21 protein-coding genes are annotated in these 22941 nt (G+C 44.8%); 9 read left to right on the forward strand and 12 right to left on the reverse strand.

All coding sequences use genetic code 11. The features are described from left to right. The first annotated feature begins 227 nt into the window (after positions 1-227). The 5 genes from Q365_RS0119575 (at position 228) to recR (ending at position 4760) form a co-directional block, all read left to right on the forward strand. Entirely contained in the window at positions 228-626 is a 399-nt protein-coding gene (locus tag Q365_RS0119575; protein WP_028024934.1) for a YbaN family protein, read from the forward strand. A 135-nt stretch (positions 627-761) separates the two neighbouring features. Beyond that, on the forward strand, positions 762-1307 hold the full coding sequence (gene apt, locus Q365_RS0119580; RefSeq protein WP_028024935.1) for an adenine phosphoribosyltransferase: 546 nt from the start codon (positions 762-764) through the stop codon (positions 1305-1307). Between the two features lie 105 nt (positions 1308-1412). After that, a complete protein-coding gene (gene dnaX, locus Q365_RS0119585) occupies positions 1413-3674 on the forward strand; it encodes a DNA polymerase III subunit gamma/tau (RefSeq protein WP_028024936.1) in 2262 nt (753 codons plus the stop codon). A 134-nt stretch (positions 3675-3808) separates the two neighbouring features. After that, entirely contained in the window at positions 3809-4138 is a 330-nt protein-coding gene (locus Q365_RS0119590; RefSeq protein WP_028024937.1) for a YbaB/EbfC family nucleoid-associated protein, read from the forward strand. Positions 4139-4157: 19 nt separating this feature from the next. Continuing rightward, positions 4158-4760, forward strand: coding sequence for a recombination mediator RecR (gene recR / locus Q365_RS0119595; RefSeq protein WP_028024938.1), 603 nt, complete (start codon positions 4158-4160; stop codon positions 4758-4760). 82 nt (positions 4761-4842) lie between these two features. Here the strand turns inward: recR and Q365_RS0119600 are convergent, their stop codons facing one another. Together Q365_RS0119600 and Q365_RS0119605 are read right to left on the reverse strand one after the other, a co-directional pair. After that, positions 4843-5397 carry a regulatory protein ToxS gene (locus Q365_RS0119600; RefSeq protein WP_028024939.1) on the reverse strand — a complete coding sequence of 185 codons (555 nt, stop codon included), beginning with the start codon at positions 5395-5397 and terminating at the stop codon, positions 4843-4845. Then, complete coding sequence (locus Q365_RS0119605; protein WP_028024940.1) at positions 5388-6281, reverse strand: transcriptional regulator; 894 nt, start codon at positions 6279-6281, stop codon at positions 5388-5390. Before Q365_RS0119605 ends, Q365_RS0119600 begins: the two co-directional genes overlap by 10 nt. A gap of 249 nt (positions 6282-6530) precedes the next feature. Between Q365_RS0119605 and htpG the strand changes: the two genes are divergently transcribed. The 4 genes from htpG to Q365_RS0119625 all read left to right on the forward strand — a co-directional run bounded on the left by htpG (position 6531) and on the right by Q365_RS0119625 (position 12012). Beyond that, positions 6531-8435: a molecular chaperone HtpG gene (gene htpG / locus Q365_RS0119610; protein ID WP_028024941.1), complete on the forward strand. Its 1905-nt coding sequence runs from the start codon at positions 6531-6533 to the stop codon at positions 8433-8435. A gap of 289 nt (positions 8436-8724) precedes the next feature. Further along, a complete protein-coding gene (adk, locus tag Q365_RS0119615) occupies positions 8725-9369 on the forward strand; it encodes an adenylate kinase (protein WP_028024942.1) in 645 nt (214 codons plus the stop codon). Between the two features lie 250 nt (positions 9370-9619). Next, positions 9620-10591, forward strand: a complete 972-nt coding sequence (hemH, locus tag Q365_RS0119620; RefSeq protein ID WP_028024943.1) for a ferrochelatase — start codon at positions 9620-9622, stop codon at positions 10589-10591. Between the two features lie 116 nt (positions 10592-10707). Then, positions 10708-12012: an inosine/guanosine kinase gene (locus tag Q365_RS0119625; protein WP_028024944.1), complete on the forward strand. Its 1305-nt coding sequence runs from the start codon at positions 10708-10710 to the stop codon at positions 12010-12012. A gap of 166 nt (positions 12013-12178) precedes the next feature. Here the strand turns inward: Q365_RS0119625 and Q365_RS0119630 are convergent, their stop codons facing one another. From Q365_RS0119630 to Q365_RS0119675, 10 genes are all read right to left on the reverse strand, one after another. Continuing rightward, positions 12179-12622 carry a low molecular weight protein-tyrosine-phosphatase gene (locus Q365_RS0119630; protein WP_028024945.1) on the reverse strand — a complete coding sequence of 148 codons (444 nt, stop codon included), beginning with the start codon at positions 12620-12622 and terminating at the stop codon, positions 12179-12181. Then, on the reverse strand, positions 12615-14042 hold the full coding sequence (locus tag Q365_RS25910; RefSeq protein ID WP_051563836.1) for an O-antigen ligase family protein: 1428 nt from the start codon (positions 14040-14042) through the stop codon (positions 12615-12617). Before Q365_RS25910 ends, Q365_RS0119630 begins: the two co-directional genes overlap by 8 nt. An 82-nt stretch (positions 14043-14124) precedes the next feature. Then, on the reverse strand, positions 14125-14586 hold the full coding sequence (locus tag Q365_RS0119640) for a hypothetical protein (protein ID WP_028024946.1): 462 nt from the start codon (positions 14584-14586) through the stop codon (positions 14125-14127). Positions 14587-14682: 96 nt separating this feature from the next. Then, complete coding sequence (locus tag Q365_RS0119645) at positions 14683-15078, reverse strand: VanZ family protein (protein ID WP_028024947.1); 396 nt, start codon at positions 15076-15078, stop codon at positions 14683-14685. Then, positions 15071-15703, reverse strand: coding sequence for a hypothetical protein (locus Q365_RS0119650; RefSeq protein ID WP_028024948.1), 633 nt, complete (start codon positions 15701-15703; stop codon positions 15071-15073). Before Q365_RS0119650 ends, Q365_RS0119645 begins: the two co-directional genes overlap by 8 nt. Positions 15704-15805: 102 nt before the next feature. Further along, positions 15806-17974 carry a choice-of-anchor A family protein gene (locus tag Q365_RS0119655; protein WP_035025394.1) on the reverse strand — a complete coding sequence of 723 codons (2169 nt, stop codon included), beginning with the start codon at positions 17972-17974 and terminating at the stop codon, positions 15806-15808. A 58-nt stretch (positions 17975-18032) separates the two neighbouring features. After that, the gene (locus Q365_RS0119660; protein WP_035025396.1) at positions 18033-18773 is read right to left on the reverse strand and encodes a WecB/TagA/CpsF family glycosyltransferase; all 741 of its coding nucleotides are present in this window, start codon (positions 18771-18773) and stop codon (positions 18033-18035) included. After that, positions 18760-20607, reverse strand: a complete 1848-nt coding sequence (gene asnB / locus Q365_RS25915) for an asparagine synthase (glutamine-hydrolyzing) (protein ID WP_051563837.1) — start codon at positions 20605-20607, stop codon at positions 18760-18762. The genes Q365_RS0119660 and asnB overlap by 14 nt, the downstream gene beginning before the upstream one ends. After that, the gene (locus Q365_RS0119670; protein WP_028024951.1) at positions 20595-21755 is read right to left on the reverse strand and encodes a prenyltransferase/squalene oxidase repeat-containing protein; all 1161 of its coding nucleotides are present in this window, start codon (positions 21753-21755) and stop codon (positions 20595-20597) included. Before Q365_RS0119670 ends, asnB begins: the two co-directional genes overlap by 13 nt. Then, on the reverse strand, positions 21742-22941 hold the full coding sequence (locus Q365_RS0119675; RefSeq protein WP_028024952.1) for a glycosyltransferase: 1200 nt from the start codon (positions 22939-22941) through the stop codon (positions 21742-21744). The genes Q365_RS0119670 and Q365_RS0119675 overlap by 14 nt, the downstream gene beginning before the upstream one ends.

The following is a 22941-nucleotide window of genomic DNA, read 5'->3' on the forward strand; positions in this document are numbered from 1 at the left end:
AACCCTGATGTTTGTCGGTATTTAGCGCGATGGTAAACGGGTATATTGTCAGGCCACTCTGTATACATTGAAGTAGAAAGGATGCTAGCGATGGATGAGAACTATAAAGACCCGTTTAATGTTGCATATTTTTTAGGATTCGTGGCTGTGGTGTTGATACCAACATTGCCTGCGACCCTGACTTGGATTGGCATGCTGAGCAGATAATCTGCGGGCAGGGGGGAAGCGTGCGGCTCTCTTTGAAACGATTTCTACTGATTGTTATTGGATGGATATCCGTTGTTTTAGGAGTGTTGGGTATCTTTCTCCCGCTACTACCGACAACACCTTTTATGTTGTTAGCGAGTGCTTGCTTTATGCGTGGCTCTCCAAAAATCGCTGCTTGGCTGCATCAGCACCCAACGTTTGGGCCTATCATTTGTAATTGGAACGAACACCGCGCGATTGATCGTAAAATCAAGCGACGCGCCAACGTGTTCATCGTGTTGAGCTTCACCCTTTCTGTCGCTGTCGTCCCCGAACTTTGGCATAAATGCATGTTGATTGTGATGGCGTGCGTGCTTTTAACGTGGTTTAACCGTTTGCGTGAAATCGAACCTGTTGCCCACGTCCCCGAAAATACATAACATGGCGGTTTCGTCCCCATTGTCTGGGTGTACCTCATAGCATATTGCAATGAACTCAAGCACTGGACTTATGTAATGGGACATACACAACTTCCTGAGTATTCTGGAAGCCACTTATCGTGGTGAGCAGTTATTATGAGCCAAGACAAAATCGCATTTATCAAAGACAGCATCAAAAGCATTCCTGACTATCCAAAACCAGGCATCATTTTCCGAGACATCACTAGCTTGATGGAAAATGCAGAAGCTTATCAAGCCACTATTGCCTTGTTGGTTGAAAAGTATCGCGATCAAGGTTTCACTAAAATTGTGGGGACAGAGGCGCGAGGCTTTCTGTTCGGCGCGCCCCTTGCACTAGAGCTAGGTGTTGGCTTTGTTCCTGTTCGCAAACCGGGCAAACTCCCTCGTGAAGTGATCAGTGAAAGCTATGAGTTGGAATACGGCGTGGATACTCTGGAAATCCATGTCGACGCGATTCAAGCGGGTGACAAGGTGCTAATGGTCGACGATTTGCTTGCAACAGGCGGCACAATCGAAGCGACCACCAAACTTATTCGTCGTTCTGGTGGTGAAGTTGCCCATGCAGCGTTCATCATTAATTTGCCAGAGATCGGCGGTGAAGCTCGTCTGGAAGCGCTTGGTCTGGATGTTTACAGTTTGTGTGAGTTCGACGGTCACTAATTGCCCGATTGAACCTTGATTCAGAGAAGAGCGTGATCGTCAGGATCGCGCTCTTTTTGTGTCTGTGCTAGGATTGCCGAAGATTATCGCCAGAATTTATAACGCATGAGTTATCAGGTATTAGCCCGAAAATGGCGCCCGCATCAGTTTCGTGATGTGGTCGGCCAATCACACGTTCTGACTGCGTTGGCTAACGCGTTAGATCATAATCGATTGCACCACGCCTATTTGTTCAGTGGTACGCGAGGTGTGGGTAAAACAACCATTGCCCGCATCTTTGCAAAAGGACTGAACTGTGAGCAGGGTGTAACGTCGACGCCGTGTGGTGTCTGTTCGACGTGTCAGGAAATTGACCAAGGTCGCTTCGTCGATCTGATGGAGATTGACGCCGCGTCACGCACCAAAGTTGAAGACACGCGCGATTTACTTGATAACGTGCAGTACAAGCCCGCCCGTGGACGCTATAAAGTCTATTTGATAGATGAAGTACACATGCTGTCTCGACACAGCTTCAATGCGTTGTTGAAAACGCTAGAAGAGCCGCCTGAATACGTTAAATTCTTACTTGCGACCACTGATCCTCAAAAGCTTCCGGTGACTATTCTGTCTCGTTGTCTTCAGTTTCATCTGAAGCACCTTGATGGAACTCAGATCAAAGATCAGTTAACACACGTATTAGAACAGGAAGCTGTGCCGTCAGAGCCGCGAGCGCTGTCGCTGATTGCGCGTGCCGCTGAAGGCAGTATGCGTGATGCGCTTTCTCTTACCGATCAGGCCATTGCGCTAGGCAATGGGTCTGTTATCGAACAGCAAGTGACGGAAATGCTCGGCACATTGAGCACGGACCAAGCGATTCTCTTGTTAGAAGCGTTGGCTGAAGGCCATGCAGATCATGTGATGCAGTGTTTGACCCATCTTGCAGAGGTGGGTGTTGAGTGGGACGGATTGCTAAAAGAAATCGCGTCGCAACTTCATCGTGTTGCAATGGCGCAAGCATTGCCCGAATCTGTTGATGCATCTTCACCAGATTCAGAGCGTGTATTGTTGTTGGCGCAAACACTGTCTCCACAAGACGTTCAATTGTTCTACCAAATCACATTGCAAGGCCGTCAGGATCTGCCATACGCGCCGGACGGGCGAGCTGGTTTGGAAATGGTATTGCTTCGCCTGTTGGCGTTTCGCCCCGTCACCTCATCACAGTTCGAGCCCTCTAAGATAGCGGTACCAGCGACGGAGCCGACTCATCAGGGCGCCGCATCGCAGTCTGCACCATCTTCTGTTGCACATAATCCAGCACAAGACCGGTTGGCATCATTAAAGGCGCAAGTCGCATCGAGCAGAGCACCTAAGCCAGTGCCAGCACAACAGCCTGTTGTCACAACACCTCATGTTACGCCAACAAACACGGTTGACGCGCCTGTGGCAACTGCGCCGTTGCAGACACCCGCTGCGCCTCAGCACCAAGAAGACCCACAATTGTCATCGCACCTTGCGGCGATGGAGCATGATGCTCAGCGTGAATATGACCAAGATTCCTATCATCACCCGCAAGCACAATCAGAGCCTGCTGTGATACCGCCTCAACAGTCGCAACCGCAAAGCAGTGCCGCTCAAACGCCTGCTTCATCGAATGCAGCACCACAAGGTGGTTCATCGGCGGGAAATTTGTTGGCCGCTCGGAATATGCTGAGAAGTCGGGTTCGTCAGCAAGAGGGCCAAACGCCAAAAAAGAGTAAACCGGTATCGACTGGCAGCCATTCGCTGTCAGTGATGGAGAGGATCGCGGCGAAACATAAGCCTGCAGATCCCGCAAAATTCCAAGCTGCGTCGATGCCGACCGCTGATCTTAATACAAGTGATGATGCGTATCGTTGGAAACCGACCAAGATTACGCCCGTGGCAGAAAAGGTCGTCATCACTCCCGAAAAGATCAAACGAGCATTGGCGCATGAACGTACGCCGGAAATGCGCGAAAAGCTGGAACAAGAATCGATCGAGCAAGATACGTGGAGTCAAATTGCTAATGCGCTTGATGTTCCTCGACTTGTAAAGCAAATGGCACTCAATGCGTCTATGGAACAGGAGGGTCAGCAGATCCATCTGTCGCTGCGTACTGAGCAGGAGCATTTGAATACTGAAAAATCACACTCGGTGCTTTGTGAAGCATTGAGTGAACAGCTTGGTTTTCCCGTCACTTTGTCTGTAGAAATCGGAGACAAGGGAACGACGCCACTTGAATGGCGAGACAAGCTGTATACCGAAAAATTGACTCAGGCGAGTCAAAATTTGGCTGAGGACCCAAATGTTCTCTTTATCTGCCAGCGTTTTTCGGCAGAGATTGATGAAGAGAGCATTCGACCAATATAACCCCCTAAGAGGCTGTTGATCTCGTTATATGCTCTTAGTCAGGCATGCGTTGTAAGAATTTACCGTAAGCGTGGCTTTGAACTAAGAAAGAGAGACCGTAAGGTAAGCAGCCCACAGTGAAAAGAGAGAAAATTATGTTTGGTAAAGGCGGAATGGGCAACCTGATGAAGCAAGCGCAGCAAATGCAAGAGCGCATGCAGAAGATGCAGGAAGAAATTGCAAACATGGAAGTGACCGGTGAAGCGGGCGCTGGCCTTGTTAAAATCACCATCACTGGCAGCCACAGCGTTCGTCGTGTTGAGATCGATGAAAGCCTGATGGAAGACGAAAAAGACATGCTGGAAGACTTGATTGCTGCTGCATTCAATGATGCTGCACGTCGTGTAGAAGAAGCACAGAAAGAAAAAATGGGCGATGTAACTGGCGGCATGCAGATGCCACCAGGCTTTAAAATGCCTTTCTAACGGATATCGTTAATAGATTATGCGTACAAGCCAACTGCTTGAACAATTGATGGAGTCATTACGTTGTTTGCCGGGTGTAGGCCCAAAATCAGCGCAACGTATGGCATTTCATCTTCTACAGCGCAATCGACAGGGCGGTGTGAGGCTTTCAGAAGCCCTACAGTCCGCAATGACTGACATTGGGCATTGTGGGAAATGCCGCACTTTCACGGAAGAAGAAGAGTGCGCCATTTGTACCAACCCTCGTCGTCAGGAGAATGGCCAAATTTGTGTGGTGGAAAGTCCTGCTGATATAGCGGCGATCGAAGCGACAGGTCAATACTCTGGACGATACTTTGTACTCATGGGCCATCTTTCTCCACTTGATGGCATTGGTCCATCTGACATCGGGTTGGATTTGCTGGAAAAGCGGTTAGCGAAGGAATCGATTTCAGAGCTTATTTTGGCGACTAACCCTACCGTTGAAGGTGAAGCAACTGCGCATTACATCAGTGAGTTATGTGTAGAGCACGATGTCGTAGCCAGTCGCATCGCACATGGTGTACCCATGGGTGGTGAGTTGGAATTAGTGGATGGTACGACACTGTCGCACTCCATTATTGGTCGACACCGTTTAGGTTGATGCCAGACCCTAGCATGACCCAAATAAAAATGCCGCTTCCATGAAGCGGCATTTTTTTATGTTTATTTGCTGAAATGAACGACTACGACGACTTACTGTAAAGCACCATTGAGCCATGGTTTAAACTTGTAAGAAGCAATGAACCATCGTTTAGCACATCGATACGGCGAACTTTTTCTGCCCCTAATCGATAAAACGTACGAACCAGTGTCAGATCTTCTTCTGAAAACTCAGTGGTATCTCCCGTTGTCACATCCTTGATTTCACCCAGCTTCAGCTTGAGATAACCACCGCTGACTTCCCATTCACCAGATTCCGAAACGGACATCACGACTTGAATGTTGTCGGACTCATTTTTCAATATGATCTGAGTGTCCCGCGAATAGGTGTTATCGGGCAAGAATACCATGTTGCTGTTTTGTTCCGTCGTCGTCAGGCCAGTCACATCACGGTAAGAGGATTCTTCAATGTAATTGATCGTGCGTGAATTCCAGTGCTTAGACAGCAGCAGATTGGCGGTTCTGAAATCTTCGCCAAGGTATACCCAGCCGCTACCTAACAAAGAGAAAATAAGAAGAAAGAAAGGAGCAAGACGCTTGATTTGGTCTCGTCTTCGGGGTGCGTTCATTAACGACATAGTGTGTGACTCTCCTCTTGGCTCGTTAGCAGAACGTAGGTGAGATTATCGTCCGCATCGCTTGCAGTGTGTATGTAGTTCAATGAGATTTGGTTATCTTGACCGCCTGTCACTATCACTTCATCCAACACGCTGCTCTGACCGTAGAAACTAATGTATTTTGCTACGCAGCGCTCAATCACGGGCTTCCACTGACTAATACGCGCGTTCGTGACGGGCACATAAACAGGGACAGATTGGACGTTGAGGATTTCGTGAAAAGCTTCAGATTTCGGGGTTGAATAGAAATGAAAGGTTAGAGGAATGAGTAGAGCCACAATCAACGCTGCCCACGAGCCTAAAGGCGTTTTGAATAGGGTTGCCGTTGCTTCTTGTGGTGGAAGCTGACTCGGCACTTCAGACGGCTCATTGACTAGGTGCTGAGCTGGCGCTGACGGCACCGCTTCGTTACTCTCCACCGTATCAGCGGGTTGCTCAACCACGTTAGATTCGACCAACACCGATTCATCGGTTTGAGGGAGGTCGACAACCATTTGGTCATCGTACGCTTCGACAGAACAAATCACCTGATACCCGCGTTTAGGCACGGTTTTTACAACCATTGGGCTTTTTGTAGAATCTTTTAGAGCTTTTCTAAGCGTTGAAATAGATTGTGTGAGACTCGAGTCATCAACTTCAAAGCCTTGCTTCCGCCAAACATAGTCATGGATGCGGTTACGGGTAACGATAGCGTGTGGTTCCTCGATGAGAACCATCAGCACTCGGCACTCGTTACTGCCCAATCGGACGAGGTCATCATTTTCATGAAGATCGATCAATGAGCTTTCACTGGGAGAAAAGACAAAACGCTCTCCCAAAAGGTAACGATTCGATTTATTGATCATTCGATATTTTTTAACCTGCGCGAATTTCAAACTATTTAGGAGGAAAATGTCTGAACTAGAACGAAATTGAAGGAGATTATACTCGAATTGAGAAAAAGACCTCAAGAAATCAAAAAATGAAATTTAGGACTTGAAAAGCCACATTGAGACCCTATTTAGAAAGAGCATACCCAAGTAACTTGATGGTGCACTCGCCCCAGGTTGTTTCGGTATATCTCTAATAGAACTAAATATTTGTTTGGAGTCACAATGAGCGACCAAGCCACACAACAAAAAGAAACACGCGGTTTTCAATCTGAAGTAAAGCAATTGCTGCACCTCATGATCCACTCACTCTATTCCAACAAAGAGATCTTTTTACGTGAATTGATCTCAAACGCGTCTGATGCTTCAGATAAACTGCGTTTTAAAGCACTCTCCGATTCCGCACTGTACGAGAGTGATGGTGACTTGCGTGTTCGCCTAAGTGTTAACAAAGAAGCGGGCACGTTGACCATTGATGACAATGGTATTGGTATGACGCGTGAAGACGTGATTGAGAACTTGGGGACAATCGCAAAATCAGGCACCGCGGATTTCTTCAAACAGCTTTCCGATGACCAAACCAAAGACAGCCAATTGATTGGTCAGTTTGGTGTAGGTTTCTATTCTGCGTTTATCGTTGCCGATAAAGTGTCAGTGACCACTCGCGCTGCTGGCGCAGATAACGCTGAAGCCACATTGTGGGAGTCGGCGGGCGAGGGTGATTACACCATTGAAGGTGTCACTAAAGAAACGCGCGGTACGTCTATCACATTGCACCTTCGTGAAGATGACAAAGAGTTCCTTGATGAATGGCGTCTTCGTGACGTTATCGGAAAATACTCTGATCACATTGGTATTCCGGTTGAAATGTGGACGAAGGAGCGCGACGAAGAAGGCAACGAAACGGATGTTGGCAAGTGGGAGAAAATAAACAAGGCGCAAGCGCTTTGGACTCGCGCTAAGTCAGACATCAACGAAGAAGAATACAAAGAGTTTTATAAACATCTATCGCATGATTTTGCTGACCCGCTGCAGTGGAGTCACAACCGTGTTGAAGGTAAGAATGATTACACTAGCTTGCTATATATTCCATCAAAAGCGCCATGGGATATGTTCAACCGCGACCACAAACACGGCCTGAAGCTTTATGTTCAGCGAGTGTTTATCATGGATGACGCTGCGCAATTCATGCCGAACTACCTTCGTTTCATCCGTGGTTTGATTGATTCTAACGATTTGCCGTTGAACGTGTCGCGTGAAATCTTACAAGACAACAAAGTGACGCAAACTCTACGTAATGCATGTACAAAACGTGTTTTGACCATGCTTGAGCGTCTGGCTAATAACGACGCCGAAAAATACCAAAGTTTCTGGAAAGAGTTTGGTTTGGTTCTAAAAGAAGGCCCAGCTGAAGACCACTCTAACAGGGAGAAGGTCGCGGGCTTGTTGCGCTTTGCATCTTCAACCTCCGACAGCAGCGAGCAGACAGTATCGTTGGCTGACTACGTTTCCCGCATGAAAGAAGGGCAAGATAAGATCTACTTCTTGACTGCAGACAGCTATCAGGCGGCGAAAAATAGCCCTCACCTAGAGCAGTTTAACGCGAAAGGCATTGAAGTTGTCTTGATGTATGACCGCATTGATGAGTGGCTAATGAGCTATTTGCCTGAATTTGATGGCAAGCAGTTCCAAGCAATTACCAAAGCGGATTTGGATCTGAGTAAGTTTGACGACGATGCAGAAAAAGAAAAACGTGAAGAAACCCAAAAAGCATTTGAATCAGTGGTTGAGCGAGCCAAAATGTACCTTGGCGAGCGTGTGAAAGATGTTCGTACCACCTTCAAATTATCTGGAACTCCAGCAGTCGTGGTGACTGACGAGTTTGAAATGGGCACGCAGATGGCGAAGTTACTGGCGGCTGCAGGCCAGCAAGCCCCAGAAGTGAAGTACATCTTTGAGCTTAACCCAGAGCATGCGCTAATTAAGCAAATGGCAGACGAAGCTGACGAAGCCGTGTTTGGACGTTGGGTGGAAATGCTGCTTGGTCAAGCTATGCTGGCAGAGCGCGGTTCAATCGAAGATCCATCACAGTTTTTGACTGCGGTGAATCAACTTCTGACTAAAGGCTAATTGCGGCCTATTCGTCTTTAGATAAATATGTATCAATGAAGTAAGCCCAGCCGAGTTGCTGGGCTTACTCATACCTTATACCTAAATTTCCTTGTGGTTACGCGTTGTCATGTGTTGCACGGGTTTTTACCGCGCAAAGTAGAAATGTCAGTGCAATAAGCCTTTAGTGGGAAACCACTCGAAACGTGCTCTGACGTGCTAAAACACAGGACGTGAGGTTGTTTAGGTATCCATAACCGTGTATGTTTCAGGTTTTTGCGAAACGCCAAAGTAAAGAAAGGGGATAACTATGCGCATCATTCTTCTGGGTGCTCCAGGTGCAGGTAAAGGCACACAAGCTCAATTCATCATGGAAAAATACGGAATTCCACAAATTTCTACTGGTGATATGCTGCGTGCTGCGATTAAAGCCGGCACTGAAATGGGCAAACAGGCGAAAGCAGTTATCGACGCAGGTAAATTGGTATCTGACGATATCATTCTGGGTCTGGTAAAAGAGCGCATCGCGCAGGAAGATTGTGCGAAAGGCTTCTTGTTAGATGGCTTCCCACGCACGATTCCTCAGGCTGATGGCCTAAAAGAAATCGGTGTAAACGTTGACTACGTGTTGGAATTTGACGTTGCTGACAGCGTGATCGTTGAGCGTATGAGTGGTCGCCGTGCTCACCTAGCATCAGGTCGTACTTACCATGTTGTTTACAACCCACCAAAAGTGGAAGGTAAAGATGACGAGACGGGTGAAGATTTGGTGGTTCGTGATGACGATAAAGCAGAGACAGTATTGGCTCGTCTTGGTGTATACCATGAGCAAACGTCACCGTTGATCGCTTACTACCAAAAAGAAGCAGAAGCGGGCAACACCCAGTACCTGAAATTCGATGGTACTCAGCAAGTGTCTGACGTTAGCGCTGCAATCGAGAAAGCACTAGGTTAATTCCTATTTTTCGATGCAAAAAGGGCAATCTTAGGATTGCCCTTTTTTGATCTCTTTGGCCAGCAGCGAAGTACTGAACTGTTGATGTTTTACGTATAGAATCCGTTATTTATACCTAAGCAACCTGAATCCTGTTCTTCATTTAACTTAGGTATAACACTCAATGTTTATCACGCTTTGCCTTTGCCGAGAAACCCGCTAATCTTCGCAAAGACATTTTAGTAATCATGCTCTGTTCAAGCAGGTTTAAATGGAAAATAACAAAAACAACGTTGGCGTGTTACTCGCCAATTTAGGGACACCTGAGGCCCCAACAGCAAAAGCCGTTAGCGCTTTTCTAAGCGAATTTCTTCATGACCAACGTGTGGTCGATATGTCACGCTGGCTTTGGTGCCCCTTGTTGCACGGAATTATCCTTCCCGTTCGTTCACCGAAGGTTGCCAAGCTCTATCAAAGTGTGTGGATGGATGAAGGTTCACCCTTGATGGTGTATTCAAAGCGTCAACAAGCCGCGCTTGAAAAAACGATGGGCATTCCTGTTGAAATGGGCATGACGTATGGCGAACCGAGCTTGGCATCGGCGGTGAGTGCATTGCAAGAAAGAGGGTGTAACAAGATTTTGGTGTTGCCACTTTACCCTCAGTATTCTCGAACGACGACAGCGGCAGTGTTTGATAAGTTGGCGAAATCGCTGAAGGCTCAGCCTGTGATCCCTGAGTTTCGTTTTGTTAATCACTATTACAGCGAAGACAGTTATATCGATGCGTTAGCACAGTCTATAGAAAGCCATTGGGAACAGAATGGAAAGCCAGAGATGTTGGTGTGTTCTTATCACGGCATTCCTAAACGTTATGCTGATAACGGGGACCCATATCGAGAGCATTGCCATGAAACGACGGAACGTTTAATTGCTCGATTAAACTCTGACGTGAAAATAAAGACGACATTCCAATCGCGTTTCGGTCGCGAAGAATGGCTTCAACCCTACACCGATAAAACACTTGAGAAACTGCCAAGTGAAGGTGTTAAGCGCCTTGATATTATCTCTCCTGCCTTTTCGGTTGATTGTCTTGAAACATTGGAAGAGATTGCAGAACAATGTCATGAGAGCTTTATTGAGGCGGGCGGTGAATCGTTTCGCTTTATTCCATGCTTGAATGATTCACCGGCACACATCGATATGATGCGCCAACTGGTAGAGCGTCACACCCAAGGTTGGTAGTGTGCCATTGAGGTTGTAGTGAATTTCTGTCGCACCAATTTGTACGCTGGGAGTTTCCAGCTCAAATTTGTGTGATAGAATTCTCACTTTCACCCCCAACTACGACGCATCGAATCATGAAATTCCCAGGCCAACGTAAGTCTAAGCATTATTTCCCCGTACATGCCCGTGATCCATTACTTGTCCAAGCGAGTGAACAACGCAAGCTAAAACGCCCGCATGCTATTGGTATTGACCAGACTCTGGTTGATATTGAAGCCAAGGTCGATGATGCGTTTCTTGCTAAGTACGAATTGAGCAAAGGCCATTCTTTGGTGATTGATGACAAACGCGCTGAAGCGCTATATCAAGAACTAAAAGAGAACAACATGATTAGCCACGAGTTTGCGGGGGGTACAATTGGTAACACGCTGCACAACTACTCGACGTTGGCCGATGATAAATCGATACTGCTAGGGGTTATGTCACGCGACATCACCATTGGTAGTTATGCGTATCGCTACCTATGTAATACATCTAGTCGTATGGACTTGAACTACCTTCAAGCGGTTCAAGGCCCGATTGGTCGTTGTTATGCCCTGATCAGTGAAGAGGGTGAACGTACCTTCGCGATCAGCGAAGGCTTGATGAACCAACTGACACCAGAATCGATCCCTGAGCATATTTTCAAAAATGCATCAGCTCTGGTGCTGACCGCTTACCTAGTACGCTGCAAAGAAGGCGATCCAATGCCTGAAGCGACGATGAAAGCGATCGAATACGCAAAGAAATACGATGTGCCAGTGGTGATGACCATGGGAACAAAGTATGTGATTCAGAACAACCCACAATGGTGGCGTGAATTCTTAGCAGAGCACGTTTCAGTGGTTGCGATGAATGAAGAAGAAGCCGAAGCATTGACGGGCGAGTCAGATCCATTACTTGCCGCCGACAAAGCGCTTGATTGGGTGGACATGGTGTTGTGTACTGCTGGGCCGATTGGTCTTTACATGGCGGGTTACACTGAAGACAGTGCTAAGCGAGAAACAACGCTTCCTCTGTTGCCAGGCCCAATTGCTGAGTTCAACATGTACGAATTCAGTCGCCCAATGATGAAGAAAGATTGCGATACCCCATCCAAGGTATATTCGCATATCGCCCCATACATGGGTGGTCCAGAGCGCATCAAAAACACCAATGGCGCAGGTGACGGCGCACTATCAGCAGTACTTCATGATATGTCAGCAAACCGCTACCATCGTGATAACGTGCCTAATTCAAGTAAACACAGCTTCCAATACCTCACCTACAGCTCATTCTCGCAAGTATGTAAATACGCGAACCGTGTAAGCTATGAAGTGCTGGCGCAACACTCCCCACGTTTGTCACGTGGTCTTCCTGAGAGGGAAGATTCGCTAGAAGAAGCTTACTGGGAACGCTAAATCTCTTTGCCTTTGGCACTGATACTGCGTTGTCTTCGCTCACTCACTCCGGTCGCTTAGTGAACTAAGCTCCCAGAGATTCGTTTGCGTGACGCCTTGTCTCAGCGCCAATGACTTTGAGATTTTTCTGTCAAAAACCGCCGTTATGGCGGTTTTTTTGTTGCTGCTAAGTGAGCTTTTTCACCCAAGCGTTAGTGGCGCGAACCAAGGTACGAAACAGTACATCGAACGATGCCTTGGGCTGGTGGACTGGGTCGTCAATATCACCTTGACCAATCCATTGCCCTAAAAGCATTGTTTTGCCTCTAGAGCCAGGAGAAAGCAGAGCGACTTCATCGATGTGTTCATGTGACATTACTAATATTAAGTCAAACTGAGCACATAATTCAGGAGTGAGTTGCCGAGCCGAATGGGCAGAAATGTCAAACCCATGCTCTTCACACACCCCTAGAGAGTGTTGGTGCGCACTCGCATTCAATAAATTGCTAGACGCAACCATGGTACCCGCTGATTCGATGACGTGATTAGGTAGATTCGCTTTAAGCAACGCCTCTGCGACCGGTGAGCGGCAGATGTTAGCAGTACAAACAACAAGGATACGATCAAACATGCTCAGTGCTCTCAGCATTGTATTCACTGCGTTGAGACGAACCTATGGTCACCAATTTTCCTGTTGCCGGTAACACAGCACTTGCGTTGGCTAGGAACAGAATCAATATGAATATCAGCGCGTTGGCCATAGGCTGAAGATTAAAATCGACACTAATGTGGATAAGCATCCCAATGATGGACATGATGCAACCTAATGCGATCCCTTTCATCGTTTTACTATGCCGCGTTCTGATTGTTGTAAAGGCGCGCCAAAAAGCGAAAAGAACAACGATACCCAGAAGTAATGTGGCGGGAATACCCGCTTCAACCATAAATTGAATGTAGTCATTATGCGCATGGTCGTAGAATCCAATGTCCGCCTTTGAATACATTGGAAATATCGTATAAAAACTCGCCATGCCTGTTCCAGTAAACGGGAAATCACGAATAATATCGAGTGACCAAATGACCACTTGGTCTCGAGATTCCGCCCCTAGTGATGTTTCGACTAAGCGTTGCTTGACGTTTTCGAGGCCAAATAACGCGCCGACAACGATAGTATCTATTGCGATAACACTTCCCACCAATGCGGTTAGGGCGCGGGGTTTGTTCTTGTAAAAGATCAGCGCAATGAGACCACCGATGGCGGTCGCTGCAAAAAATGCCGTGTTACCCATGCGAGAACGTGTCATGACGAGTGCAATCACCATAATGACAAGACATAAACGTATGTACATCTTCCTGCTCAGAATGCCTTCAAGTAGTCGTGTAATAAACATAAAGCGGGAGTCAGAAGGGCTAGTGTGTAGTTGAGTAACAATCAATCCCAACCCCATACATAACGCCATCATCAGATAATTGGCTAAGTGGTTTTTATAGACAAATGAGCCTGTTGCTATCCCTTTTTCACTAAAACCAAACACCGGACTTTCATTCAAATCAAGCAATACCACCATTGCCGCATAGAAGGCTTGCAGGGTGCCGCTTATGACAATCATCAATACGACCTGCTTAAGTCGCTGGCTGGAATTTACGAGATAAATGGCATTAAAAACCAACATGGTGTAGGCAATGCCTTTAAACAGCGAAGATAACGTCATTCGCGAATCTAAAGAAATGAACCCTTCTGGCGCACCGACCAACTGATATATTTCAGCGCTTTTGCTCGAAAGGATCGATAACCATTCCCAATGCATTGGCAGCGTTTGAACAAACACCCACAGTTGAAATGCCATGAGACCGAAAAGCAGTGTTTTGTATCGCTTAAGTGGTTCAAAAGGTAGGTTTCCACGATAAGCGATAATCAGCATTATCGATTGAAGTGCTATCCATATTTCGGCGATAGACCAAGCCCAATCCCTGTTGCTACCGAGCGGAATCGGCAACCAGACAATAAGGGTTAGAAGGGAGTAGAAAGAGGGTTTTTCAAACGTTGCCATGTAGATCGCTCAGAATGAGAATACAACAAAAAAGCCCAACAAATGCCGGGCTTTATAAAAACAAATACCGAGAGCAAGTCTGTTAGTTTGGTGAGATAACTTCCTCGCCACCACCACCTTGTCCACCCACTGCTGGCGCAGATGGAGCCGCAGGGCCAACTGAGGCTGTTTGTATACCTGCGGCGGTTGCTTCTGCGATTTGAGTCGGGTCGACCCCTGCCAACAGGGCTGCAGTCGTAATGTTTTCGCTTGCAACGCCTGCATCACGTGCAACTTGCGCGATTTCTAATGCGTTATCCGGCGCAGCTGTCATAGCGGCTTGCACTGCCAGTTGAGGATCTACGCCTTCGATATCCAACAATAGGGTTAGAATGTCGACAGCAAGCTCTGCATTCTCGAACAAGACGCTTTGGTAAGTTTCCTCAGTCGGGACATCACCAAGTTGTGACACGATAGAATCGCGTTGTTCGTCGCTTTCGAATGCAAATGTCATTGAAGAAATGGCTAAGCTTGCCACACCAAAAATGGTGGTTGTACTTTTCATGATTATTCCTTGAAAGTGGTTTCAACACTTTGATTAAAGAAACTATATCAGATTTGAGATGATATAAAATGCCAGCGACGGGCCGTAAATGGTCATTTAGTCAGACGCTTTGGTTTTTGACCACGCCATCGCAATAACACTGCAAAAATATGTACCAGACAGCACACCAAAAACGTTAACGGTCATATCTAGCCAAGAGAACTGTCTTGAAGGAATTAGAGATTGTATCGACTCATCTAACACGACCAATATCAAAACGAACAGAGCAGGGAGCGGCAATCCAAAGCAACGGCTACTTCTAGATGTAAGTCGGCAAAGTATGCCTAAGAAAAAAGAGCCGCAAAGATGAAGATAGATGGCACCACCCATCATGATTTCAGCTTCTCGCACTTGGTCTCCCAAAATATCTGCAGATTTGAGAACTGAAGCACTGCCAAATAGAAGCACGAAAAAGAAGAGTGTAATAAAAGGGCCTTTAGAAACGTTAGCCACAAGCTTTCACCTTGATTTCATTGAAAACCAGAAGGTTACAAATTCTTTGGCTTCCCTCAGAGAGGGTAATCATGGAGTTTAGCTTGGGACGGTGTCTCCAAGAATTGGCAATGGAGATGAGATGTTGTGATGCATCAACTCTCTGTTCTACAGCAATTTCTTCCCACCTGGAAAACGTACTATCAATAAGCAGAAGACGACTCGAGAGAGAGTATGGTCCAAATAGCAAAGCAAGTTGTTGGTAGGCCAACTCTTCCTGAAGTGATGATGTTAGTTTGGCTAACTCAACATAAGTATTGGACCACGTAGGCCGAATGTGGGCACTGGTACCTAGCAATGTGAACCAATCTGGATTTGGGTTATCGACTTGATTTAAGTATGAACGCCACTGATTAAATAAAATAAAGCTGTTTAGTTGATGAGCGGAAAAAACAAATAAAGAGGACTCCATATGTGCCAACGATTCATCGCTCTTGCTCAACGAAGGGCTACCTTGTCGTAAAAAGTGATCAATTCGAGATTCAATGGCATTGGTTGCAAGCGAGCTCTTAAAGGAAAAGTAGCCAAAAATAAACAACGAACAAGCCAACAACATAACAGTTGTTGTTAAAATATTAGGTTTCATTTGTCTATATAAGTCCTTTTGCTATAGACCTAAATTTCACTAGCTGTCATAGCTTGAAAACACTTGATGGAGATAACTCCACCAAGTGTTAGTTTTAAAAGCCTATTTCATTGTGCTTGAACGGTAAGAGTTGTTCAACAGCCAACTAGCTTGCTCATATTTCGGCACTTCGCCAGACTGAGAAATATTGGTTTGGTGATAGGAGTGTTGATTCCAAATACGTGTCGCATGTTTCCATGGTTTTTGTTCTGATGCAGAACCAAAGACTCTAACCCCATTATGGCTATTCCATTCAGAGGAGTAATTGTTCGCGACGATGATCAATTCAGCATTATTGTCGCCTTCCAGATCAACAACGATAGGATACTCCCATAACGTGTCGGTGGAGTTTTCGACGCTTAACAGGGATTTTCCGGTGAGCGAGTCTAGGACTTCTACCTTGTGATGATCTTGGTAGATAACTTCGTCTCGGCCGTCACCATCAAAATCGAAAGATGTGACACCCATTTTTCCACTTTTATCGAATATATCAACCGACCAAATTTGCTCTCCAGAAGCGTTTAACATGATCAATTTGTCGAATGCTGCGTAAGCAATACCTAGTTTGTCATCCTCAAGAAATACCCCAATAGTTTGAGCGCCGCCGCCATTACCCGGAACGCCGACCTTTTCCCAAATTACAGTGCCGTCATGGTTCAGTGCGGCAATGGTATGACTCGTAGGGGTTGTCCCTGCAATGGTTACAACTATTTCAGGTTGTGGGTCTTCGTCAAGGTTGGCTACTGAGGAGAACCAAGCGGTTGTCCAACCGCTATATGACCACACAATGTTGCCTGAGGCGTCATAGAGTGTGCCGCCACCAAAATAATCTTGGTTTTGATCGCCGTCGGCATCAAAAATGACATAGTCAGGTCGCCATAGACCAAGGTTGTAGAGTAACCCAGAAGAGTAACTGTAAGCGGAAGTGCCGACGAGAATTTCCGCAACACCATCGCTATCTAAGTCGGAAATACTAACATTGCCTACGTATTTGTCTTCTCTGGAAAACGCTCTTTTGACGATACCTTCGTTATTGATGATACGTACCTCATTGGTAGCGTTGTCAGCGACGACGATATCAATCAACCCATCAGCATCTAAATCTGCTAAAGCTGGAGTAAATCGAGGATCTGAATATACGGGACCGTCTGAGTAATCCCAAAGTTCAGCACCGTCAATACCACTTAGAGCCCTCACAACACCGGGTTTTGTATACTGGTTGTTGGCGAAGGTGACGACGATGACATCAGCAACATCAGCGCTATCAATGCTACCATCTCCATTGTCATCATTAAGTTGACCAACTATAGGTGTACCCATTACTTGGACATACTCAGGCATAAAGTTGCTTTCTTGCCAATGCCATTTAACGTCAGCTTGAATTGGTGCTGGACCAGTTTCAATAGGGAGGTTACCTTCAAAAGGAAGGTAACCTAATGACATTGAACCTTGCCAACTGTTAGCAATAATCCCAACATTTGAATTTCCTGAAGGTGCATTTACATCGGCGTTGGGTGCCAACACAAAGCCTTCAAGCGCTACACCCGAAATAGATAAGGAAGTTGCTTCATAAATATTGAAGATAGTTCTTTGACGATGATTAGTGAAATCGGACAAACTGATATTGCTGAGCGGCTTGAAATTGGGTTTATCGCCACTAATATTGACAATGAGAGTCGCGTCTTCTGGAATACAGTTTAGAGCTAAGGTGTGTGCGTCTTCCAGTTGATAGCCATCTAGGTTAAATACTTGAGTAGGGCTGGTACAATCCCCTTCTAAGTAAAGACCACCCCATTGGTAGTTTACAGTTCCTACAGATTCTTGCTCGCTAAGTATAGATGAATACTTGACACTGTCTTGCTTTAACAGATCGAAGTCGATCGGCAATACAGAAGAGCTCGCTAGAGTCGCTCCTTCTGCAAGTCCCAGATAGATGGTTTCGGAGACTTGACTAATATTACCCTTTACAATTGCACTTCCTTGGTAAATTCTACCAGACTTGTATGATAAATCGCCGCCGATAATCAAAGAGTATTCATCTGAAGGAAAGTTAGTGTTGTCATATAAAATACTGTAGCCGTTGAAGCTAGCATTTTGTCCAATCGCTAAAGGACCAATACTGGTCGAATGTGGCGATGTGAAATCACCAAAAACTAGAGCACCATACTGAGTGGTCAATGCATTGGAATGTGTGCTCAGCAGCAACGCACTTGCAATGAATATTTTTTTCATTTCAATCCCTAAAATAAAATTTAAACGTCTTAATAGATATAGCAATATAAGTGGATGGCTATTTCTTGACCAGTTTTCCTTTTAATAGAAGCCAGCCGAATTTAGAATTGGTAACTAGGTATCTTTTCCACATTCGCTTAGGCTCTTGGATAACACGATACAACCATTCCAAGCCATAATTTTGCATCCATAATGGTGCACGGTTTACCTTGCCTGCTACGACATCAAAAGTACCACCGACACCCATGACAAAATCAACACCTAGTTTTTCTTGCCACTTCTGAATGAAGTTTTCTTTTTTTGGCGATGTAATAGCAACGAATAATAGTTTAGCCCCTGACTCTCGGATCTTATTAACGACAGCTTCTTCATCATCCCAAAAATATCCATTACTGTAACCAGCGACGACCAAATCTGGATATGTTGATTTGACTTTGTCAGCTGTTGTGGTTACAACATCTTCAGTTGCTCCCAAGAGAAAAACTGGGAATCCACGTTCTTCACTCATTTTAAGTAATTCATGGAACAAATCTACACCAGCGACTCTTTCTGGTACCTGATGTCCGTGGAAACGAGCTCCAATAACCACTCCCATGCCATCAATATTTATAATGTCACATGAGCTGACTGACTTATATAAATCGGGGTCTTTTCGCATGTTTACAATTTTGGCAACATTAACAACGACATGTTGGGTGAACTTGCTTTGTGAGATCCTCTCGGAAATAATGCCAACAGTATCTTTCATACTGCCAACATCCATTGGTGTATCCAGGAAGGTAATTCTATTTAGCTTCATGTTCTTGACTCCAAAGTGCAAACATCATTAAAGAAAATAACTGTTTACCCAAATCTTCTTTTCCAGATTGATGGCGATACCATATATCCAATACGGCTTCGCGATTTACAATATTGAAGTGGGGGAGATTTTCGGTCAGAAGATGTTCTTCGATGTAGTGTTTCCATATACCTCTAGACCAGGTCGAGAAGGGAACGTTGAATCCAAGTTTTTTCCGATGAACAATACTTGAAGGAAGATATTTTTCTGCCATTCTTTTATGGACAATTTTTCCTTTCCGGAACCCTATCTTATAATCAACTGGCAAAGACTCTACGAATTTAACCAACTCGATATCGAGCATAGGGACACGAGTTTCGAGTGATACATGCATCGATAGCTTGTCTGCATAGAGTAAAAGGTCATCAGCGAGGCTCATTCTAGAGTCAACCTGCATCAATAACTCTGCTTGTGTGAGTTTTCCTGATTGCGCCCAATTAACCCAAAAGCCGAGAGACTCTTTTAAGTTTCCACTATCTCTACTGCCACATAATTGATGACGACTGTCCTCTGAAAACAAAGATGATGCATAAATAATTCTTGACGGTACATCTTTTGCTGCGAGAGAGAAAATTGCTCTACGGTAGCTTTCATTGCGATAAAGAGGTGAGGGTGATAGCTTCTTGATTACTTTCCAAAATCCAGAAAGATTTAGATACTGTCTAATCACTTCCACTTGATACTTGTTATAACCTCCCCAAGGTTCATCAGTGCCCTGCCCTGTAAGTACGACTGAAACGTCTTTTTTTGCTGCGTGTACGAGGCTCCACATTGGAAGCACTGACGTTGTACCGAGTGGCTCTTCAATGCTTTTTGCGATATGGGAAAAAGAGTTGAGCAACTCATCAGGGGTAACTAACACCTCATTAAAACTTAGGCCTAAAACTTCTGCTGTATGTTTAGCATTGTTGAGTTCGCATTCAGCAAAATCAGGACCGAAGCCGACCGAGTAACAAGGAAGTTTCACTCCTGAGTCCGCTGCCATGGCAGCCACAAGTGCAGAATCGACGCCGCCGGATAGCAACATTCCAACCGGGACATCCGATAATAACTGTCGGCTTACTGCCTCTTGAAGTTTTACTTGATACTGTTCTACAGCTTCGTCGATAGAGCCTTGAAACGGTTGGCTTTCGAGTGAAATGAATACGTTTTCGCTCGTGAGTTTACAACTCGATAAATCGTACTCTAACACTGAACCAGGTTTGACTCTTTTTACTTCAGACAATAGCGTATTTGGAGAAGCGACGAATCGCGTTGAAAAAAACTCTTGAACAGAACTTAAAGAAACATCAGACGCGATTTTAAGCTCTTTCGTAAGAAAACGTACCTCTGAGGAGAAGGCAAAAGTATTTTCATTACAGTAGTAATAAATTGGCTTAATGCCGAAGTTATCCCTAGCGAGATATAATTTCGACATCTTGAGATCGATTGCACAAAAACCAAACATGCCATTTAGTTTTTTACAGGTTTCTACAACACCAAATCTTGCAATGGATTCCACTAATGTGTGAGTGTCTGATGAGCTGTCGAAATTTATGTTTAAGAGATTTCTAATGTCATGATGATTATATATTTCACCATTGAATGACAACAACCAACGACCACATCGACTGTATATAGGCTGTGAGCCAGCAGAGGAAGTGTCCAAGATGGAGAGTCGTGTGTGCCCTATATAAGCTTTGGCTCTAGGGAAATTTACAACCTCTAAACCGCTAGAGTCAGGTCCTCGGTGAGAAATTACCTGAAGCTGTTGCTGTGAGAAAGGAATATTGACAGTGCCTGCTATTCCGCACATGAACTAGCCCTCATAAAATCAAATCTGCTTTTCTGAAATAAGTATGGAATAATTCCCCAGCGCATATAGTCTTTTCCAACCTTTCTACCAAGAATATCTATCTGCGCATAATATGAATTATTTTTCTTGAACTGAATCTCGGACCCTTCGATGACTTTACTTGCTAGATCAATGTTTCCAGTATCGAGAAGTATTCCAATGAATTCAGCTTGATCGTAAAGAATGTATTTGTACGGGTCCTTGATATCTCTAACTGAAAATCTTGAAACTAATCCAGAAGTGGGATCGTAGAAATTTTCGATAATATACTTGGTGCCTTTTTCAATTGCATTGTCGATTTTGGCATCGTTTAAAGATAAATTTTCTTTTATCTTTAGAAGATTCTTAACAATAAAGCAGCTGTGAAAGCAGTCAATGAAGTTTCCGGGTTCTTGGTCAGCGTAATAAAGCCAGGATCCATCATCTTGTTGCTGGGATAATATCCAGTTAACTATTTTTACGGATTTTTCAAATGCCACATTCTTATCACAATCAGGATTGTTTACTAAATGTAGCGAATAAGAAAGTGCAGCATAACTGTTCGCATTAATTACTATCCTAGGTTCTTCGACTGGTGCGTAGGAAAGCGCTAGAATATCATGACTTTCCTCCATAACAATTAGAGACTCGATAAATCTCCATGTATTTTTAAATAACTGTTCGGCGCTGTCTCCACTTTCAATCGCCATAATTGAGAGTAGAGCTTCCATTGCGTAGGGGGTATGTGTAATGAAAGGGAGGTTCTTTGAATAGGTACCATTTTTTGAAACCCAAACAAATCCTAGCCCAAATGCTAAGCAATCAACTTCGTCAATCGCAGATTGCTGTCGCAATAGGTTCACGTAGTCTTTAGAATTCTCATTGGAAATCCATCTATTCTGGGCAGAGAGTAAAATGTACTGTGCGACAGTAATTGGATGTAGTGACTTCTTTATACCCATGGCATTACGAGCCAAACTTGGGCATAACAATTCTGTTATGGCGATGCCTGCAGCTATTAACTTGCTAGAGGTATTTCCTTGATAGAAACCTTGCCTAACATTCTGACTGAAAGGAATTGCCCACAAATCGTACGGGTCATAGTAAGGAGATAGGTTAAATTTTTTCATTGTTACTGCACTTTACATAGCCCAACATTGATAGCTCTTTTTCTGCTTGATCTAGCTTATTAGTCCAAGTATGACTCGAGACTCTCGCTCGCATTTTTTCATTCAAAGATGGTGGGAAACCATTAATAGACACCTCTCTAACCAATTCAGAAAATGATTTATGACTGTCTGGGATAAACACAAGCTCTTCGTAATAATCAAGTTCCGGAAAATAGCTACTTACTATTGGTCTGCCAATGGCAAGGTATTCTTTTAACTTAATTGGGTTGCATGCTTTAATCCATTCATTGTCATTCCATGGCATTAAGAGTATATCGCAGTAGGCCATATAAGCAGGTACCTGAGGGTAGTCTACTTGACCTGTCATCACTATGTTATCCAACGTAAAAATTCGGCTATCGAACGTAGATTTACCAACTAATAGAAATGTAATTTCTGGATTAGATTTCGCTGTTTCGATTATTAACTGAGCATCGACTACATCGGCTTCTAATGCGCCGATAAATCCGGCAATGGGTCTTTTAATATTGGCTAGTTCAGGTAGAGATTTTACCGAATCTCCGGCTGATCTAAACATTTCGAAGTCGACTCCATGGTCGATGAAGCGGCACTTGCTTTGGTAATCTGTATCGATGGATTCATTCATAATGTAGTGAGAGCAGTACAGAACTAAATCGGATCTTTTTTTCAATCCCAGATCAAAGCTTTTAATTTGCTCGAAATCCACTTCAGGAAAGTGTTCATAGAAATCGGTTCTTTGATATACAACCGGAGAATTTCCAAATAATGCCTTCCATTGATAAGCCATTGGCGAAGCAACCCAAAATAGAGGTTTTTTTATGCCTATTGATCTTGCCCATATTTTTATCATTATAGGTACAGCCCAGGAGGTAAGGAAGTAACCCACTTTACCCGGTACCGCTAGTGGTGTTGCTACGAAGAAGTTATCATAGAATTTAACACAACCCTTAAATAGGCTTTTTAATTTTCTAGATATACGTTTTAGAGTTCCATCACCACTAATTAATGATGGCATACGCATTCCAGTACTATTTATATAAAGGACCGGCACGCTCTGGCTGAAATTTTTAGCAAATTGCATATCGTAGTGGCCACGGTTATGCACCCACCAGTCGGCACTTCCGAATACTATTACGCCATCGTAATCAAACTTAGATTTATCCAT

The organism is Enterovibrio calviensis DSM 14347 (assembly GCF_000621165.1).
In the GTDB taxonomy this organism is placed as follows: domain Bacteria; phylum Pseudomonadota; class Gammaproteobacteria; order Enterobacterales; family Vibrionaceae; genus Enterovibrio; species Enterovibrio calviensis.

What these genes read in the sequence shown, in the direction of transcription:
- Q365_RS0119600 (WP_028024939.1), bottom strand. Translation starts at nt 5,397, where the DNA reads ATGTCGTTAATGAACGCACCCCGAAGACGAGACCAAATCAAGCGTCTT.
- Q365_RS0119660 (WP_035025396.1), bottom strand. Translation starts at nt 18,773, where the DNA reads ATGAAGCTAAATAGAATTACCTTCCTGGATACACCAATGGATGTTGGC.
- recR (WP_028024938.1), top strand. Translation starts at nt 4,158, where the DNA reads ATGCGTACAAGCCAACTGCTTGAACAATTGATGGAGTCATTACGTTGT.
- htpG (WP_028024941.1), top strand. Translation starts at nt 6,531, where the DNA reads ATGAGCGACCAAGCCACACAACAAAAAGAAACACGCGGTTTTCAATCT.
- dnaX (WP_028024936.1), top strand. Translation starts at nt 1,413, where the DNA reads ATGAGTTATCAGGTATTAGCCCGAAAATGGCGCCCGCATCAGTTTCGT.
- Q365_RS0119625 (WP_028024944.1), top strand. Translation starts at nt 10,708, where the DNA reads ATGAAATTCCCAGGCCAACGTAAGTCTAAGCATTATTTCCCCGTACAT.
- Q365_RS0119630 (WP_028024945.1), bottom strand. Translation starts at nt 12,622, where the DNA reads ATGTTTGATCGTATCCTTGTTGTTTGTACTGCTAACATCTGCCGCTCA.
- Q365_RS0119650 (WP_028024948.1), bottom strand. Translation starts at nt 15,703, where the DNA reads ATGAAACCTAATATTTTAACAACAACTGTTATGTTGTTGGCTTGTTCG.
- Q365_RS0119590 (WP_028024937.1), top strand. Translation starts at nt 3,809, where the DNA reads ATGTTTGGTAAAGGCGGAATGGGCAACCTGATGAAGCAAGCGCAGCAA.
- apt (WP_028024935.1), top strand. Translation starts at nt 762, where the DNA reads ATGAGCCAAGACAAAATCGCATTTATCAAAGACAGCATCAAAAGCATT.
- Q365_RS0119675 (WP_028024952.1), bottom strand. Translation starts at nt 22,941, where the DNA reads ATGGATAAATCTAAGTTTGATTACGATGGCGTAATAGTATTCGGAAGT.
- asnB (WP_051563837.1), bottom strand. Translation starts at nt 20,607, where the DNA reads ATGTGCGGAATAGCAGGCACTGTCAATATTCCTTTCTCACAGCAACAG.
- adk (WP_028024942.1), top strand. Translation starts at nt 8,725, where the DNA reads ATGCGCATCATTCTTCTGGGTGCTCCAGGTGCAGGTAAAGGCACACAA.
- hemH (WP_028024943.1), top strand. Translation starts at nt 9,620, where the DNA reads ATGGAAAATAACAAAAACAACGTTGGCGTGTTACTCGCCAATTTAGGG.
- Q365_RS0119605 (WP_028024940.1), bottom strand. Translation starts at nt 6,281, where the DNA reads ATGATCAATAAATCGAATCGTTACCTTTTGGGAGAGCGTTTTGTCTTT.
- Q365_RS0119655 (WP_035025394.1), bottom strand. Translation starts at nt 17,974, where the DNA reads ATGAAAAAAATATTCATTGCAAGTGCGTTGCTGCTGAGCACACATTCC.
- Q365_RS0119670 (WP_028024951.1), bottom strand. Translation starts at nt 21,755, where the DNA reads ATGAAAAAATTTAACCTATCTCCTTACTATGACCCGTACGATTTGTGG.
- Q365_RS0119640 (WP_028024946.1), bottom strand. Translation starts at nt 14,586, where the DNA reads ATGAAAAGTACAACCACCATTTTTGGTGTGGCAAGCTTAGCCATTTCT.
- Q365_RS25910 (WP_051563836.1), bottom strand. Translation starts at nt 14,042, where the DNA reads ATGGCAACGTTTGAAAAACCCTCTTTCTACTCCCTTCTAACCCTTATT.